At 62.2% G+C, this 15,357-nt stretch carries 17 protein-coding genes and 1 pseudogene; 4 read left to right on the top strand and 14 right to left on the bottom strand.

Annotated features, from left to right (window positions below):
- Window positions 1-1,025: alpha/beta fold hydrolase (locus tag B6S44_RS27670; protein ID WP_164985991.1), on the bottom strand; the 1,025-nt coding region annotated here is incomplete at its 3' end.
- Window positions 1,026-1,191: 166 nt separating this feature from the next.
- Complete coding sequence (locus B6S44_RS27665; RefSeq protein WP_129160108.1) at window positions 1,192-1,542, bottom strand: ethanolamine utilization protein; 351 nt, start codon at window positions 1,540-1,542, stop codon at window positions 1,192-1,194.
- Window positions 1,543-1,816: 274 nt separating this feature from the next.
- Between B6S44_RS27665 and B6S44_RS27660 the strand changes: the two genes are divergently transcribed.
- Window positions 1,817-3,877: an ATP-dependent helicase gene (locus B6S44_RS27660; RefSeq protein ID WP_129160106.1), complete on the top strand. Its 2,061-nt coding sequence runs from the start codon at window positions 1,817-1,819 to the stop codon at window positions 3,875-3,877.
- Between the two features lie 25 nt (window positions 3,878-3,902).
- On the opposite strand, the gene B6S44_RS27655 is transcribed toward B6S44_RS27660, so the two are convergent.
- The 3 genes from B6S44_RS27655 to B6S44_RS27645 form a co-directional block, all read right to left on the bottom strand.
- The gene (locus B6S44_RS27655) at window positions 3,903-4,130 is read right to left on the bottom strand and encodes a DUF6894 family protein (protein ID WP_129160105.1); all 228 of its coding nucleotides are present in this window, start codon (window positions 4,128-4,130) and stop codon (window positions 3,903-3,905) included.
- 47 nt (window positions 4,131-4,177) lie between these two features.
- Window positions 4,178-4,903 carry a Crp/Fnr family transcriptional regulator gene (locus tag B6S44_RS27650; RefSeq protein WP_129160103.1) on the bottom strand — a complete coding sequence of 242 codons (726 nt, stop codon included), beginning with the start codon at window positions 4,901-4,903 and terminating at the stop codon, window positions 4,178-4,180.
- A 168-nt stretch (window positions 4,904-5,071) separates the two neighbouring features.
- The gene (locus tag B6S44_RS27645; protein WP_129160101.1) at window positions 5,072-5,332 is read right to left on the bottom strand and encodes a hypothetical protein; all 261 of its coding nucleotides are present in this window, start codon (window positions 5,330-5,332) and stop codon (window positions 5,072-5,074) included.
- Between the two features lie 281 nt (window positions 5,333-5,613).
- Between B6S44_RS27645 and B6S44_RS27640 the strand changes: the two genes are divergently transcribed.
- Together B6S44_RS27640 and B6S44_RS27635 are read left to right on the top strand one after the other, a co-directional pair.
- Complete coding sequence (locus B6S44_RS27640) at window positions 5,614-6,072, top strand: response regulator (protein ID WP_129160099.1); 459 nt, start codon at window positions 5,614-5,616, stop codon at window positions 6,070-6,072.
- Between the two features lie 207 nt (window positions 6,073-6,279).
- Window positions 6,280-7,173 carry a hypothetical protein gene (locus B6S44_RS27635; protein WP_248309801.1) on the top strand — a complete coding sequence of 298 codons (894 nt, stop codon included), beginning with the start codon at window positions 6,280-6,282 and terminating at the stop codon, window positions 7,171-7,173.
- 429 nt (window positions 7,174-7,602) lie between these two features.
- On the opposite strand, the gene B6S44_RS27630 is transcribed toward B6S44_RS27635, so the two are convergent.
- From B6S44_RS27630 to B6S44_RS27605, 6 genes are all read right to left on the bottom strand, one after another.
- On the bottom strand, window positions 7,603-8,136 hold the full coding sequence (locus tag B6S44_RS27630) for a general stress protein (RefSeq protein WP_129160098.1): 534 nt from the start codon (window positions 8,134-8,136) through the stop codon (window positions 7,603-7,605).
- A 35-nt stretch (window positions 8,137-8,171) separates the two neighbouring features.
- On the bottom strand, window positions 8,172-8,471 hold the full coding sequence (locus B6S44_RS27625; protein WP_129160096.1) for a PepSY domain-containing protein: 300 nt from the start codon (window positions 8,469-8,471) through the stop codon (window positions 8,172-8,174).
- Window positions 8,472-8,615: 144 nt separating this feature from the next.
- Window positions 8,616-9,380: an exodeoxyribonuclease III gene (xth, locus tag B6S44_RS27620; protein WP_129160094.1), complete on the bottom strand. Its 765-nt coding sequence runs from the start codon at window positions 9,378-9,380 to the stop codon at window positions 8,616-8,618.
- 205 nt (window positions 9,381-9,585) lie between these two features.
- Complete coding sequence (locus B6S44_RS27615; protein ID WP_129160093.1) at window positions 9,586-10,011, bottom strand: hypothetical protein; 426 nt, start codon at window positions 10,009-10,011, stop codon at window positions 9,586-9,588.
- Between the two features lie 151 nt (window positions 10,012-10,162).
- Complete coding sequence (locus B6S44_RS27610; RefSeq protein ID WP_129160091.1) at window positions 10,163-11,212, bottom strand: class I SAM-dependent methyltransferase; 1,050 nt, start codon at window positions 11,210-11,212, stop codon at window positions 10,163-10,165.
- Between the two features lie 138 nt (window positions 11,213-11,350).
- Window positions 11,351-12,427 carry an alpha/beta fold hydrolase gene (locus B6S44_RS27605; RefSeq protein ID WP_129160089.1) on the bottom strand — a complete coding sequence of 359 codons (1,077 nt, stop codon included), beginning with the start codon at window positions 12,425-12,427 and terminating at the stop codon, window positions 11,351-11,353.
- A 331-nt stretch (window positions 12,428-12,758) separates the two neighbouring features.
- On the opposite strand from B6S44_RS27605, the gene B6S44_RS27600 reads away from it, so the two are divergent.
- Entirely contained in the window at window positions 12,759-14,258 is a 1,500-nt protein-coding gene (locus tag B6S44_RS27600; RefSeq protein ID WP_129160087.1) for a PAS domain S-box protein, read from the top strand.
- A gap of 45 nt (window positions 14,259-14,303) precedes the next feature.
- Here the strand turns inward: B6S44_RS27600 and B6S44_RS29535 are convergent, their stop codons facing one another.
- The 3 genes and pseudogenes from B6S44_RS29535 to B6S44_RS29990 all read right to left on the bottom strand — a co-directional run.
- Window positions 14,304-14,444 carry a hypothetical protein gene (locus B6S44_RS29535; protein WP_164985990.1) on the bottom strand — a complete coding sequence of 47 codons (141 nt, stop codon included), beginning with the start codon at window positions 14,442-14,444 and terminating at the stop codon, window positions 14,304-14,306.
- A 184-nt stretch (window positions 14,445-14,628) separates the two neighbouring features.
- Window positions 14,629-15,039 carry a Rieske 2Fe-2S domain-containing protein gene (locus B6S44_RS29995; RefSeq protein ID WP_248309799.1) on the bottom strand — a complete coding sequence of 137 codons (411 nt, stop codon included), beginning with the start codon at window positions 15,037-15,039 and terminating at the stop codon, window positions 14,629-14,631.
- Window positions 15,002-15,357, bottom strand: a pseudogene (locus B6S44_RS29990) (hypothetical protein); the annotation flags it as partial. The pseudogene B6S44_RS29990 and the gene B6S44_RS29995, both read right to left, overlap by 38 nt.

Here is a 15,357-nt window from a genome sequence, read left to right as displayed (position 1 = left end):
CAAAACCCGGTAAAGTCATCGGGGCTCTTCCTGCTCCGGATTGCCAGTGCGCTTGATGCGCTCAGCCTCCTTGGCATCGGCTGGGCGGCGGTTGCGGCGGCTCTGCTCAACGCTTGTCGTTGAAGAGGGGCCTTCCTCACCGCGACGTTATTCGCACGGCCTTCAGGTTGTCCCGTTCGCTCGATGAATTCGAGTATGAAGGCAAGAGCGGAGTCGGCGTGCGTTTCGAGCAGGAAATGACTTCCGTCCAGGATGTGCGCCTCCATTCTCGGCAGGTCTTCCATCCAAGATACCGTCTCGGCTAGCGCGAAATATGGTTCGTGACGGCCCCACAGCATCAACGCCGGGGGCTGACATCTCCTAAGGTAGTCTGCGATGGCATCGAAACGGGCGACTACGTTGGCATAGTCGGCGATCAGGGCGCGCTGCATGTCGATGCGGCCGGGCAGGTTCATCACCCGCCAGTCCTCGATCCAGGGCTCTCCCTTGATCCTGCCGGCGACCTCCTCCGGCAGCCCGCCCGTGTACTGCTCGCGCGTGAATTCGAAGGTGAGGTGCGAGGTCGCCTTTGCTTCGTTTTCTGCCGTGGGGTTTGCCCAGAACTCGAACGTCGTCTGCCATAACGGCCCGAAGCCGCTGCGATGCGCGTTCGCATTCTGGATGATCAGGCCGGAAACCTGTTCGGGGGACCGCATGGCGATATCGAGGCCCACAGGTGCTCCCCAATCATGCAGATAGATTGAGCGATGGCTGATCGCGAGATGGTCCAGAAGCTCCTGGATCGCAGTGCCGAATGCATCGAAGGATGGCACAGGCAAGGGAGCCGACTGGCCATAGCCTGGCAAATCGCGCGCGATCACGTAAGCAACGCGTGCCAATCCGGGAATGACGCCGCCGAACGTGCGTGACGAGCTTGGAAAGCCATGCAGGAGCAGCAGCGCGGGCTTAGACACGTCGCCTGCGGTGATAAAGGACAGGTCGGTTCCGCCGGAAAGCCGCAGCCGCTGTTGCTTCGGTGACGTCATGCCAGCACTCCTCGCGCTGGCTTGGAAACGCGCAAATGGAGGTTGGCTTGCGAACGGCCCGAGAGCACCGCGAAGGAGGGGCAACGAGCACCGCCAGCGATCCTGCGGGTTCCTCAACGAATACTGCGGACGACGAGCCAAACCGACATGCTGATGGTGATGATCGCTATTCGTGTGCCGACCGCCAATGCGGATAGGTGACATAGGCGGTCACGGCGCCTTCCTCGTGAGAGCGGATCGTCACGGCTTCACCTTTCGGCATATAGACGATTTCGCCAGGCCCCGCGGTAATCGTTCCGGCCTCTGTCTCAACCGAAAGCCTGCCCTCCAGAATGACCATGACGTCGTCGACGACCATCGTCTCGGAGAGACTTTGGCCTGGCTCATAACGTCCAAAGCCGATGGTAATCGGCCCCCCGTGTCGCTCATCGATCAGATTGCCAACGAACACACCTGCCTGTTGACCAGGGGATCGCTCCATCGACGCATCGGCCCTTGTGAACTTTCGAACGTTCATTCGTCTTTCTCCGTGCGAAATGTTTTCGCTGCCCCAAAACCAAGCATGGGAGCTCAAGTTACAAACGCTCGGCGAGAAAGTTCCCGCGCGCAGGGACGCGTCGCGATCGAAGCCAAGCGGTCAGCCGACCGATGGCCGCTGACATTTCATCTGATGTCAGCTATAGAACATAATCGGAACAAATCGCTGACGAAGGCAATTTGGCGCCGTCATTCGACATTGCTCCCTCCAACTGCCCCGTGCTGCGCTTCAACTCCGACAGGCCGAATCAATCATGAACGCGCACGTCTATCTCGACAGCCTCAATCCGGAGCAGCGGCGGGCCGTCTCGCATGGCGGTGGCGCGGATCCCGCTCCGCCTGTGCTGATCATTGCCGGCGCCGGCTCGGGCAAGACCAATACGCTGGCGCATCGCGTTGCCCATCTCCTCGTTTGCGGCGCTGACCCGCGGCGCATGCTGCTGATGACCTTCTCTCGCCGGGCCGCCTCCGAGATGATCCGCCGCGTCGAGCGCATCGCCCGCAAGGTGATGGGCGATGGCGCGGGCATCGCTGTGGATGCGCTGAATTGGGCCGGCACCTTCCACGGCGTCGGTGCGCGGCTCCTGCGCGACCTCGCCGAGCAGATCGGGCTCGACCCCGCCTTCACGATTCATGATCGCGAGGACGCCGCCGACCTGATGAATCTGGTCCGGCACGAGCTCGGGTTCTCGAAGACCGAGGCGCGCTTTCCGACCAAGGGAACGTGCCTGTCGATCTATTCGCGCTGCGTGAACGCCGAGCAGCCGATCGAGGAGGTGCTGAGGCTGTCCTATCCCTGGTGCATCGCCTGGGCGGAGGAGCTGAAGCAGCTCTTTGCGGCTTACGTGGAGGCCAAACAGCAGCAGAATGTGCTCGATTACGACGACCTGCTGCTCTACTGGGCGCAAGCGATGAGCGATGGCGATCTCGCCGCCGATGTCGGGGCGCGCTTCGACCATGTCATGGTCGACGAATACCAGGACACCAACCGGCTGCAATCTTCGATCCTGCTCGCTCTCAAGCCGGATGGTCAGGGGCTAACCGTCGTCGGCGACGACGCCCAGTCGATCTATTCGTTCCGGGCGGCGACCGTTCGCAACATCCTCGACTTCCCGCTGGCGTTCTCGCCGCCGGCTGAGGTGATCACGCTTGACCAGAATTACCGCTCGACGCAAGCGATCCTTGGCGCCGCCAATGCGGTGATCGACCTTGCCGCCGAGCGCTTCACCAAGAACCTCTGGACCGATCGTGCCGCCGGCGCGGCGCCAGAACTGGTCAACGTCCGCGACGAAGCCGATCAGGCCCGCTTCATCGCGGAGACGGTGTTGGCAAACCGCGAGGCCGGCGCAACGCTGAAGCAGCAGGCCGTGCTCTTCCGCGCGTCTCATCACAGCGGTCCGCTCGAGATCGAACTGACACGCCGGAACATCCCGTTCGTGAAGTTCGGCGGGCTGAAATTTCTCGACGCCGCCCACGTCAAGGACCTGCTCGCGCTGCTGCGCTTCGTCGAGAATCCGCGCGACCGGGTTTCGGCGTTCCGCGTCATGCAGCTGCTGCCCGGCGTCGGTCCGACCTCGGCCCAGCGCGTCATCGAGCATCTGGCGCAGGCGCCGGATCGGGCAGAGGCTTTGCGCGAAGCGCCCGCACCGGCACGCGCAGGAGAAGATTGGACCGCGTTCGTCGAGGCGTGCGAGGCGCTACGCTCCGGCAGCTCAGGCTGGCCGGCCGAGATCGAGCGGGCCCGGCTTTGGTACGAGCCGCATCTGGAGCGGATCCATGAGGACGCAACGACGCGCCAGGCCGACCTCCTGCAGCTCGAGCAGATCGCCGGCGGCTATCCCTCGCGCGAGCGCTTCCTGACCGAGCTGACGCTCGACCCTCCAGACGCCACCAGCGACCAGGCCGGCGTGCCGCATCTCGACGAGGACTATCTGATCCTCTCGACCATCCACTCGGCCAAGGGGCAGGAGTGGAAGTCGGTCTTCGTCATGAATGTGGTCGACGGCTGCATCCCGATCGATCTCGGCGCCGGCGCCAAGGACGAGATCGAGGAAGAGCGCCGGTTGCTCTATGTCGCCATGACCAGAGCCAAGGATGATCTGCACTTGATGGTGCCGCAGCGCTTCTTCACGCACGGCCAGTCATCAACCGGTGACAGGCACGTCTATGCCGCCCGCACCCGCTTCATCCCGAACAACCTGCTGAAGTATTTCGAATGCCGCGCTTGGCCGCTGGCCGCACCCGTCGGCGCACGGGCGTCATCTGGCGGCCCAAAGGTTGATGTACGCGCCAAGATGCGCGGCATGTGGCGCTGAGCCGATTGCCAGTTAACAGCTTGGACTAATGACCCTCGAGCTTCAGTTCTGCGATGTACACTTGCGCGCCATCTGCGTTCTGGACCGTCACGGTCAGCGCCAGAAAATCGCCGTTTGGCAACTTCTCGCGGCTCATGTCGGCCAAAAGCTCTTTGGCTGCGTTCTTGGCACTCTCGTCGTCGGGCAACTCGACGCCCTCATCATCCAGGTCAGTCTTGTCGCCGTCGCGGGTGTGGAAGAAGTAGCGCGTCATCCCGGCTGAATGCGAGGCGAACGGCTTAAGTTCCAGTCGATCGAGATTTACTTTCGCAGGTGCAGATAGCGCGCATCGAATTCGCCGAGCTCGCAGAGCCTGTCCCAATCGAGCACCGTGATGCGGTTGGCACGGATTCTTACTAGCTTTGCCTGGCGCAGCTCCCGCAGCTTCTTGTTGATGTGGACGGTCGACAAGCCGAGCGCGTCGGCGATCTCGGGCTGCGTCATCGGCAGATTGCAGGTATGACCGTCGGAAAGCCCGATCGCCTTCATCTTTGTAATGAACTCGCACAGAAAATGCGCGATGCGGCTCGGGGCCGATCTCCTGCCGATACCCACCATCCATTCGCGAAAAATTGAGGCGTCGATCAATGCCTCGCGCCAGAATGCTTCCGATACCCTGTAAGAGGCGCGCGTGATACGGCGAACGGCATCATGCGGGATGAAACCCACTGTCGCTGCAGTCAGGGTGCCGAGGCTGTGATCCATTTCTTCGATGTCAAGCGAATGCAGGTCCGGGATATCACCGGGAATGTGCAGCGACAGAATCTGCCGCTCACCCGAACCGACGATTTTGTATCGACATACAAGGCCTTCGATCACCAGGCAGCACTGCTTGGTGCGCTCGCCCTCGCTGACGATATCTTGGTAAGCATCGAACGGCCGCACGCTGACCGGCAGCGCAAGAAGCAGCCCCCGTTCCTCCTCGGAGAGCGATGTGATCGTTTCAAGCTTGCGGACGAGCTTTTCAAGATGCTCGCGTTTATCCATCCCGTCCGCTTCCTAGCTGAATGCTGTCAGGCTGCGGTGTCGACTGGCCGCAGCACTTGCTCGATCACGCCTGGATATTGAGTGCTGGAATGGACGGCAAGGACGATGACGGTGCCGTCTATCTGTTCGAAGCGCTGAAGAAGAGCCTTTCCCTGGCGGGCCTCGCTGCTACGCCACCTCCACCGGGGGCGCCAGCACACGACCCGTGACCGCCAGATGCTTGTCGCTGTGGTTCATGACCACGACCACCACGCATGTGCCATCGTCACAATCGAGAGTCAGTCGATGGCAAAACGAGCTGTCGTCGAATGCTGCCGTGTCGAAGAGCAGATAGCCCGCCCGGTGGTCGTCGTAATCGGCTGCAAATTGATACGCGACCTCTGTCCTGCTCCCGTCGCGCAGGTTCAGATAGCCATTTCCGGTAAGCATAGCCTGTCTCCGCCTAGCGGCGTCAACACGCGCCGCATGCGGTCATTTCCACAAGCGGTATGGAGACAACGGCCCCCTCATCAGGCGCTCTTCTCAGCCCGTTAGCAAGGTGAATCGATGGCGCCAGCGATAAAACCGACATCCAACCCAGCATAGGCCTCGTCGACCTGACACCGCGCCAATCCAACACATTCGGCGACTCGACACCCGGCAAATCTAACATTTCACGGTAGCCGCGTTTCAACCTCAGATTCTTGCTTCGCGCGTCCAAAGTGCGGAAAATGCTGGTCGAAACGGATGTCGCGAGCACCTGTCCAACAAGAAATGAACCAAGGGCGTCCGAAGGCGGCGACGCTGTGATCAAATATGATCGCGCGCCTCACGCTTCATTCAATATTCTCGTTGTGGAAGATGAGTTTCTGATCGCCATGGAACTCACGGACCTTCTGGAGGGTGGCTGCTATACAGTCCTGGGACCCGTGGCAACGGTCGCCGCCGCCTTGGCGATGCTGGGTCGCACGCCACCTCATGCCTGTCTGCTTGACGTCAACCTACGAGGCGAGCTCAGTACTCCAGTCGCACACGCCCTAAAGGAGCAGAACGTGCCGTTCCTGCTGTCCAGCGCGTACGATCACGCGACGCTCAATCAGAATCCCGCTTTCGATGGTGTGGCCAACATCGGCAAGCCCGCACCTCGGGAAAGGCTCCTCTCGACGCTGGCGTCGTTGCTAGCGACGTAGCCTTTTTCAGCCTCGTTAATTCTTCAGGATCGGGCAGACGCTGCCAAGGGCGCGCGGATCCTCCGTTCCGCCCGACACATCGATTTCGAGGGCTGACCGCTCGTGCTCTGAAGTCAGACGACATGCACGCGATGCGAGACTGAGAGATAACTCGGACCGATCCGAAATTGTGGCTGGCCGATATTGCCAGCAAGGCATGTTAACCCGATGCCCGTCGCCCCGGTCGAAGAAATCCAGGTTCGCGGTCAGGATGACGGGACGGGAGCCATCGTTTCGTTCCCCTATGACGCGAGCTTGGTCGAACGCTTCCGCGCAAGGTTTCCGCGCGCGAGATGGCATGACGACAGCCGAACGTGGTTCGTTCCCGGCACGACGGCTGAACGCCGCGTCGGGCTCTGGCTTCAGCACGAGCTGTCAGAGCCAATGGCCTTTGCCGATGAGCGTGGGCGAGATGCGTTTGCGTTCGATCCTATCGAGAGCCAATACCTCGAAGCGAACGACGACCTGATCGTTAGAACTCCCTATTCGCGAATTGTCATCGAGGAGCTTCGCGCCATTCCATGGGCCGCGTGGGATGCGGACGAGCGCGCCTGGCGTGTGCCGTATCGTTCCCTCGAGGCGCTCAGAGAGCGCTGGCTCGCAATCGAGATCGCTGCCCTAAGGGCCGAGCCCGGCGAGCGTAAGCGGCGGCGCGAGGAGCTGAAACGCTCGCCGGAGTTTGGCGCGATCAAGGAGCTGGCAACTGAGCGTCGCCGCAAGCGTCTTCCACTACCAAGTTTGGCGCTACCGCCACTCGGGCGACCGGTGGTGATGACAGCCATGGGCATCGTGCTCGTGACGGGCAGTGACGGAGAAATAGCGGATCTCGCAACGATTGCGACGTATCCTGTCTCGGGCACAATTGGTGATTACGTCTGGGTCTTCTGGCGCTCGCCGACGCTCGGCGAGCTGGTGCGAACCTGGCCCGCGCGGCGACCGCCCAATGAAGAAGAACAGGCAAGGGGATGGTGGCTTCCCACGCTGGATGAGCTGCGTGCGGCTCGCCGGAAAGCAAGGTCAATCGAGCGAGCAGCGGCAACCAGAGCCGCCCGCACCGTATAGCCTGCAACTGCCCCGCCTTCCGTCCTGCCCCATCTGAAGGGCCGCGAAGGGATATCAAGCGCGATCGGGAACAAGGAGGCATAAAGGGAGGCGGGCGTCCTACGCCTCTTCAAGTGACGGAACTGCAAGTTTGCGGATTGTCACGCCCGGAACACCCGGTCTTCGTTCTGTGCGGCAATAGATTGGCCCGGCCTCCATGAGAAGGCCGGGCCCTGGATTGCCGAGAGCGACCGCGTTTTTCTAATTGGCCGTTCCCTGGACCTCCGGCCGGCGCCGTCGAGCGACCGATACATCCGCGGCTTGCTCGATTCCGGTTCCTTTGGCTTGTCTCAAGCCTAGGCGAGCGAGCGACCAATGCCAGTGGCGATTATGGAGGTGCCTAGCACCTTTCCGGGCGCCAGGCAGGGAATGCGGATAGGACGAGGGTGGTCAGATCAAAGGTCCGCGATAGCGCTCCGCCTTGTCATCGAACCTGCTCCAGCCTTCGTCGCGATATTCGGTAAGCCGGGTGTCTCGATCGATCGGCGTCGCGCTATCCATGATGGCCTCAGCCGAAAGGGCCTGATCCTCCGACGCTTTGACCGACACCACAGTGCCACCACGTCGAACAGTCTCGGCGTGATAGTTGGCGCTTTCCTCATCCTCGCCAGCGTTCGTGAACGCCCCGATGATGCCGCCGGTGGCGCCACCCGCCGCGGCGCCAGCGGCGGTGGACGCAAGCCAGCCGGCCGCGACGACGGGGCCAATCCCGGGAATCGCGAGCAGGCCGAGCCCGGCGAGGAGGCCAGCCGCCCCACCGACCGCAGCCCCAACGCCTGCCCCTTCGCCGGCATTGCTGTCATCAGCGTCCTCGTGGCGGCCAACCAGGCTGATGTTCGAGTCAGGGAACCCGGCTGCCTCGAGTTCCTCGACCACCCGCCGTGCGGAATCATAGTTGTCATAGGATCGTGTGATGGTGCGCATGAGAACTTTCCTCCTGTTGTCGTCGAAGCCGAATGTCAGTTGCGGGTTATGTTGCCCCGGTAATCGACCGAGACGGTCACCTGAGCGCCCGATTGGGTCGCGGTCCCCTTCCAGACGCCGTTGTCGTCCTTCTTCAGGCCGGCGACATTAGTGTAGCCATTGGCCTCAAGCCGGCTTTTGGCCTGTCCCTCGGTGAAGCTGTTGGCTCCCGGTAAGGGCGCATTGGCGTCAGCGGGTGCATTCGGCGACGGCGTTGGCGCGGTTGTCGATGTCTGCGCGACGCCGGTAGTTGAAATCAGGGCGCAGAAGATCGACGTGATAATCACGTTGCGCATGAGAAACTCCTTCAATGTCAGCGCGTTATGCCAGCGATAGGAGAAACTTCCGGATCGATGAGTGGTTCCGCCCGATAAGTGCAGGTCGCGGAGAAATTGCTGATCGCGCGCCTCCAAGAGCGGGGTCGCTATGGAACAGATGGCTTAGGAGAGAAGAACCCAAGCCGGCGCATGGTCGCTCCCCTTCTCCCAGCCGCGTATATGCCGATCGACATCGGCAGCCACAAGTCGCTTCGCGAGATCGGGGCTCAACAGCAGGTGATCGAGCCGCAAGCCGGCGTTCCGACCCCAGGCGTTCCGGAAATAATCCCAGAAGGTGTAGATGCGCTCGCCGGGGTGCATCTTGCGCAATGCATCCGTCCAGCCCTGTTCGAGCAGCTCACGGTAGGCTTGCCGCACTTCCGGGCGAAAGAGCGCATCGTCAACCCAGCGCTCCGGCTTGTAGACGTCGAGCTCCGTCGGCATCACGTTGAAGTCGCCGATCAAGGCAACGGGAATGTCGTGGCCAAGCAGTTCGGCGGCGTGGCTCGCCATGCGCTTGAACCAGTTTAGCTTATAGTCGAATTTCGGCCCCGGCGCCGGATTGCCGTTTGGCAAATAGAGACAGCCGATGAGCACGCCCTTCACAGCGGCCTCGATATAGCGGCTCTGAGTATCCTCATCGTCGCCTGGAAGACCGCGGCGCGTCTCGATCGGATCGACGCCGCGCGCCAGGATGGCGACACCATTCCAACTCTTCTGGCCGTGCCAGATCGCGCCATAGCCGGCATCGCGGATCGCGGTTTCCGGGAATTTGCTCTGTAGTGCCTTCAGTTCCTGGAGGCAGACGACATCCGGCTCGGCCTCCGCCAGCCAGCGGAGCAGCACCGGCAGGCGCCCATTGATCCCGTTGACATTGAAAGTGATCAATCAACGTCCGGCCTGGAACACCGGGCGCATCATCGGCTCAAAGGCACCCCTAAAGCCGCCGACCGGCAGGCCAAGGTCTTCCAGGAGATCCGCGCAGTGAAGACAGTCGAGGGCCGGCCGGCTCGCTCTGCTCTAAGGCCCGGCCAAATGGACCGGCGCAGACGCCAGCGCGCTGATCACGGTCGCGATCGGCCGGCGCTGCGCTTCAGTAGGCGACGACCGTCCATTCGATAGCGCCCTTCACGAAGTATGGACTGATATTGTAGGTCAGGACGCCCTTTCCGCTACCGGCGCCCTGACTGCCGCCGCCTCTGAACTTGCCCTCCGCATTCCGCCGAATACCGGTCAGCGTGATCAGGATCTGGAAATACTCCTCTTCGCCGGCCTTGTGCGAGGCGCGGGGCATTTTCGACCCGATCAGCATCGTGGCAGGCGATTCGGACTTCCACTCCCAGTACAGGTGTTCCTTGCTATCGCTGGTGAACCTGATCTTGCCTTCGTCCGTGCTGTCCTTCTCGTCGTGACGACAAGTCCCAAAAGCCGGGTTTCCATTCTTTTCGCCCCTTTCCTGTAGCTCCACGATCGCCAGGGCGCTGGCTTGTTCAATCATGATCGTATGTGCCCTCGCCATGACGGACTCTCCTGAGTGAGTTCGGGAAGGCGACGACAAACATTGGCATGCGAGCGTCACTCGCCCTGGCACAACCACAAACATCGTCGGATCGCTCCAGGATTGCTGCGAGGAATGAGAAAGCCCGGGGGCGGCGTCCATCCGCGCCGTTTCAGGTCGCTTCGAGTACCATGTTGAGCGGCGTCTCCGCGGCGCGGCGCACCCGCCTGAACCCGCCGGAGCGGATCACCTCGGCGATCCGCTTCTCGCCCGCCTGAGCGCCCAGCGCGAGGCCGGTCTCCTGCGCCAGCGAGGTCGGAACGCAGATCATCGTCGACGCGGAGTAATAGATCCGTCCGATCGGATTGATGTTGTCGTCGAGCGCATCGCCCGCCATCGGCTCGACCACCATCCAGGTGCCGCCGGCTTTCAGCGCCTTGCGGATATGCGACGCGGCGGCTTGCGGATCGCCCATGTCGTGAAGGCAGTCGAAGCAGGTGATCAGGTCGAAGTCGCGGCCGCCGAAGTCCTGGGCTCGACCGACTTCGAATGTCAGATTCGTCAGCCCGTGCGATCGCGCATGCGCGATGGCGGCCGCGATCGACGCGGGGTGGAAGTCGTATCCGGTGAAGTGTGATTTCGGGAACGCCTGCGCCATCAGGATGGTCGAGAGCCCATGGCCGCAGCCGACATCGGCGACTGTCGCACCGGCCTTCAGCCTGTCGACGACGCCGTCGAGCGCCGGCAGCCAATCCTGCACGAGGGCGTTGACGTAACCCGGACGGAACAGCCGCGCCACCGCGCAGAACATGCAGCCCGCCTGCTCGCCCCAGGCGACGCCGCGTCCGGTCTTGAACGCCGCCTGCACCTTCGGCTGGTTCTCGACCATCGCCGCCGCCGTGTCGAACGCACCGATCAGGTGGACCGGGCTGTCGGGCTCCGCGAAGATGAAGGACTGCTCCGGCGTCAGCGAGAATGTCCCGCCTTCGTGGCGCACATAGCCGGAGGCCGCCTGCGCCGACAGCCACTCGCGCATATAGCGGCTGGCGCATCCGGCTGCGCTGGCAAGCTCGTCGGCGGTCGCCGGGCCGATCTCCTTCAGCGTCCTGTAGAGACCGAGCGCGTCACCGATCCGGACCAGGGGCACGCTGACCGCTCCGCCGATGTCACCGAGCACGCGGCCGACGAGTTCGTTGAGAGTCGCTTCGTTGAGCTGGGTCATGGCGGGTCCTCCTACCCTTTGGACGGGTCTGGCAGGCTTGGAGGATGAGACCCATCTTGGTCGCTGTGCATGAGGCGACAGTCCCGTACGGGCGGGGAAATGCGACCAATCGGAAGGACAGATGTCCCAAGCTCGGCGTCAATCGGCCGGGGGCTGCTCGCCGCCGAGTGCCATGACGATCGCCTGGGACCGGCTGTGCACGCCGAGCTTGCTGAAAATCACCGACAACTGGTTGCGCACCGTCTTGGCACTCTTGCCGAGCCTCTGCGCGATCGCCCGGTTGTCGAGCCCCTCTGCGATGAGCTTCAGGATAGCCGTTTCGGCGGCCGTCAGGCCGGCCTGAGCGATGGCGCGCGGCTGTGCGGGCTTGTCCCAGCCGAGGAAGGCGGCAAGCTCGGCATGAAACACCGCCCAGGCCGGCTCTTCCGGCAACAGCACATGGTTCTTGCTCTCGAGTGGCACGAAGCGCGCGCCAGGGATCGCGGCCGCGAGCTTGCAGCCCTCGCTGAACGGCACGCGCATGTCGCCGCGGCTGTGGAGTATCAAGGTCGGGACGCTGATTTTCCTGGAAAGTTCGGCCACATCGATCCCCTGCATATTGCTAAGCAGTTGAGCGGCGACGTCCGCGCTCGCGGTAACGCGCTCGAGATCGCCCCACCAGCGATGCTGTTCGGGCGTTCCGTCAGGGATGAAGAGATTGGTGAAGAACTGGCAGAATGCCGGATTGTCGCGCCCCCACCCGATGCGGATGAAATTCACCAGCGTCTCGGCCTCCAGTCGTTCGGCCTCCGTCTGCGCGCGAACTCTCCCGCCTTGGCCATACGCGTTGAGCAGAACCAGGTGCGATACGCGTTCGGGATGACGAAGTGCATAGGCGACCGCGAGCGCACCGCCTTGCGAGAGACCGAGAAGCACGAAGCGCGGTTCCTCGATCGACTCGGCTACGGCATCGAGGTCTGCGTTCCACGCCTCGATCGAAAGATCGGCGACATAACGCTCGGACAGGCCGCTGCCGCGCGGATCGTATCTCACGAAACGGTTTTGCGCTGAAAGCGTCTGAAGCCAGGGGCGCCAGACCGGGCTTTCGAGATCGTAGTCGACGTGGCTCAGCCAATGCGCCGCGCGCAAGATCACCGGTCCTTCCCCGCACGATGCGACTGCGATGCGAGTGCCGTCGGCAGATGTGCAGAACCGTATGCTCTGGCTAAGCTTCATAGTCGGAGGATACCGCAGTCGGCTGGGAGCCGACAGGATGGTCCGGTGGCTGTTCAGTCGGCTTACGCTGCAATACGGAAGCCGGATCGTGGCTTTTCGGCCCGCGAACAAGGTCCGCTTCCTGGCATCTTCTCAACGTCCGCAAATGGCGCAGTCGGCAGAAGACCTCGGGTGCGGACTAAATACCAATCTTCCCATCTCGCGGTCGGCTTCAATCTGAACGCGGCGATAAAGGCGGATCGCCCCAGGATGGACCGCATCTTACCAGAATGCGATTGTGGCTCGCCGGATTCGGTGGCCATATGACGCTCCAGCCATAGACGGGGGTACGATGGAGCGTCGTGCGGAAGTGGCCACGGGCGCTGCGAAGCACGGGTTGTCGCGCCGAGCGCGCGAGCAGACCACACTGTTCCAGTTCACAGATCGGCTCTTTCGCGCCCGCACTCTCCTGGACATCTACGAGGCTGCGCTCGATGCAATATGCGATGCCCTTGTAACTCGACGTGCATCGATCCTCCGCTTTGATGGCGGAGGCGTTATGCGCTTCGTAGCTTGGCGCGAGCTTTCGGACGGATACCGCTCCGCGGTCGATGGCCATTCGCCCTGGAGCCGCCGAGACCGCGATGCCGAAACGATTTTCGTTGAGAATGTCGCACTTCTCGATGAACCACCTCAGCTCATCGGGACCATCCTCGCGGAAGGGATCCAAGCGCTGGCGTTTATTCCCCTCGCCGGTGCCGCCGAGCTCATCGGCAAGTTCATGATCTATTACGATACACCGCGGGTCTTCAGCGATCACGAGCGCGATCTTGCACTGACAATCGCGCGTCAACTCGGTTTCGCAATCGAGCGTTTCACCAGCGATGCTGCCGCTCAGAGATTAACTGCGCTGGTCGAGTCCTCGTCGGACGCGATCATCGCCAAAGATCTCGAGGGAATTCTCACAGACTGGAACCCGGGTGCGGAGCGCCTTTTTGGTTACACGAAGGAGGAGGCAATTGGGCAATCGGTCATGTTGCTCATTCCCGACGATCGGCGGGACGAGGAGCCCAAGATCCTCGAGCGGCTTCGCAACGGCGAGCTCATCGAACACTATGAGACCGTCCGGCGTCACAAGGACGGGCGCCTCATCGATATTTCATTGACGATCTCGCCGATTCGAGCCGCGACAGGCCAAATTGTCGGCGCCTCGAAAATCGCGCGCGACATCTCGGATCAGCGCCGGGCACAAGAGCAACAGCACATGCTCCTGGGCGAGATGAATCATCGTGTGAAGAACGTGTTCGCATTGGCCAGCGGCCTCGTGAACCTCAGTTCTCATTCGGCCGTCAGCCCGGCGGAACTCGCTTCGATCGTTTCGGAGCGACTGGCAACGCTTTCACGTGCGCACGCCTTGACGATGTCGCCGGCGATCGCTGGTTACGAGCCTGCCGCAATCAAGCTGCACGAGCTCTTGCAGGCGATCCTCGCTCCCTATCACGGTGAGCAGCGGCCGCGCTTCCGGATTCACGGTGCCGACGCAACCGTACCTCCTTCGATTGTAACGTCGCTATCCTTGCTGCTGCACGAGTTCGCCACCAACTCCGTTAAGCATGGCAGCCTCTCCACAATCCAAGGGGTTGTCGACATCACCTGCAAGGAGGAGCCGTCGGAGTTCGTGATCGTTTGGCGCGAGACGGGTGGGCCCCCTTCCGATCACCCCGCCAACGAGGGTTTTGGAAGCCGATTGGTGAAGACGACAGTGAAACAGCTCGGCCGACTGAAGCGGGATTGGACCCGCGCCGGGGTCATCATAGAGCTGGCGATCAAGCGAAACCGACTGGCCGACTAGTCTGCCCGCGAAGCCTGCGAGCCGAGCCGCCTGGTCGCCCGCCGGTCAGCGGATCAACTGCGCCAATGCGGTGGTGCCTCGATGGTTGAGCTGCCTGAATACTGTCGAACTCAGCAATGGCTTCGCGAGCGTCATGAACAGGATGAAGCCTGTCAGGATGGCGCGCAGGCCGTTGGTCAGGATCAAAGGGCATTGTCCAAGCGCGATGCCGTAGGCGAACCACAGGCAAAAGCCCATGGTGGTCAGGCATACATCGGCGCCGATAGAGACGACGTATTCTTGGTCCGCATGATGCGCACGGCCCGCGGCAGAAAGCTGATCGTCGAACAGCGCGCCGCAGCAAAGCTAATCAGGGTGATCCACGAGATGGTCATTCGGCGGCCTGTGCGTGATGGCCGCCGCCGATCTCGGCCAAAGGCGCTATCGCTGGCCCGTTCAGCACGCTGCCGTCGGGGGCAAAATGCGAGCCATGGCAGGGGCAATCCCAGCACGTCTCGAGGCTGTTCCATTGCAGATGGCAGCCAAGATGGGTGCGTACGGCTGAACGCTGATAGTGCGTGCCGTCTTCTGCGCGGTAGGCCGCAATCTTGGTGAGCCCATCGCGCACGATGGCACCTTGGCCTGGCTCCAACTCATCGACAGAGGCAAGCTCGCCTGGCGCGAGATACTGGGCCAGGTTGGTGAGGGTGGTGCTGTTCTCGCTGACAAACGTCGCGGCGGCTTTTACCGGCTTGCGCGAGGGCTCATAGACAGCTGAGAAGGCATTGTCCTTGACCCTCAATGAGATCAGGAATGATCAGGCTGGCGACCACGCCGTGCGAGAGGCCCTGTCCCGAATCGCCAGTGACAACAAAGGTCCGCCCGTTCGCCGTTTCGCGGCCGATGAAGGCGCCGTAGTCGAGCGTATCCATGACCTGGCCGAACCAACGGTAAAGCTCCGGGCCGATGTCGGGGAGGAGAGTCTTGATCCACGATGTAAGCGCCGCAAAACGAGACGGCGCGTCGTCGGTCACGCCGGTCTTGTGATCTTCTCCGACGACGATGAGCACAGCCTTGCCACTCCACCCACTGGCAGCCGGCGGTAATGATAGGGATCTTC

Origin of the sequence: Allobosea sp. Tri-44, assembly GCF_004123845.1 — a bacterium.
In the GTDB taxonomy this organism is placed as follows: Bacteria; Pseudomonadota; Alphaproteobacteria; order Rhizobiales; family Beijerinckiaceae; genus Allobosea.
The sequence above is the reverse complement of the archived record's forward strand: the minus strand, read 5'-3'. Positions and strand labels throughout refer to the sequence as shown.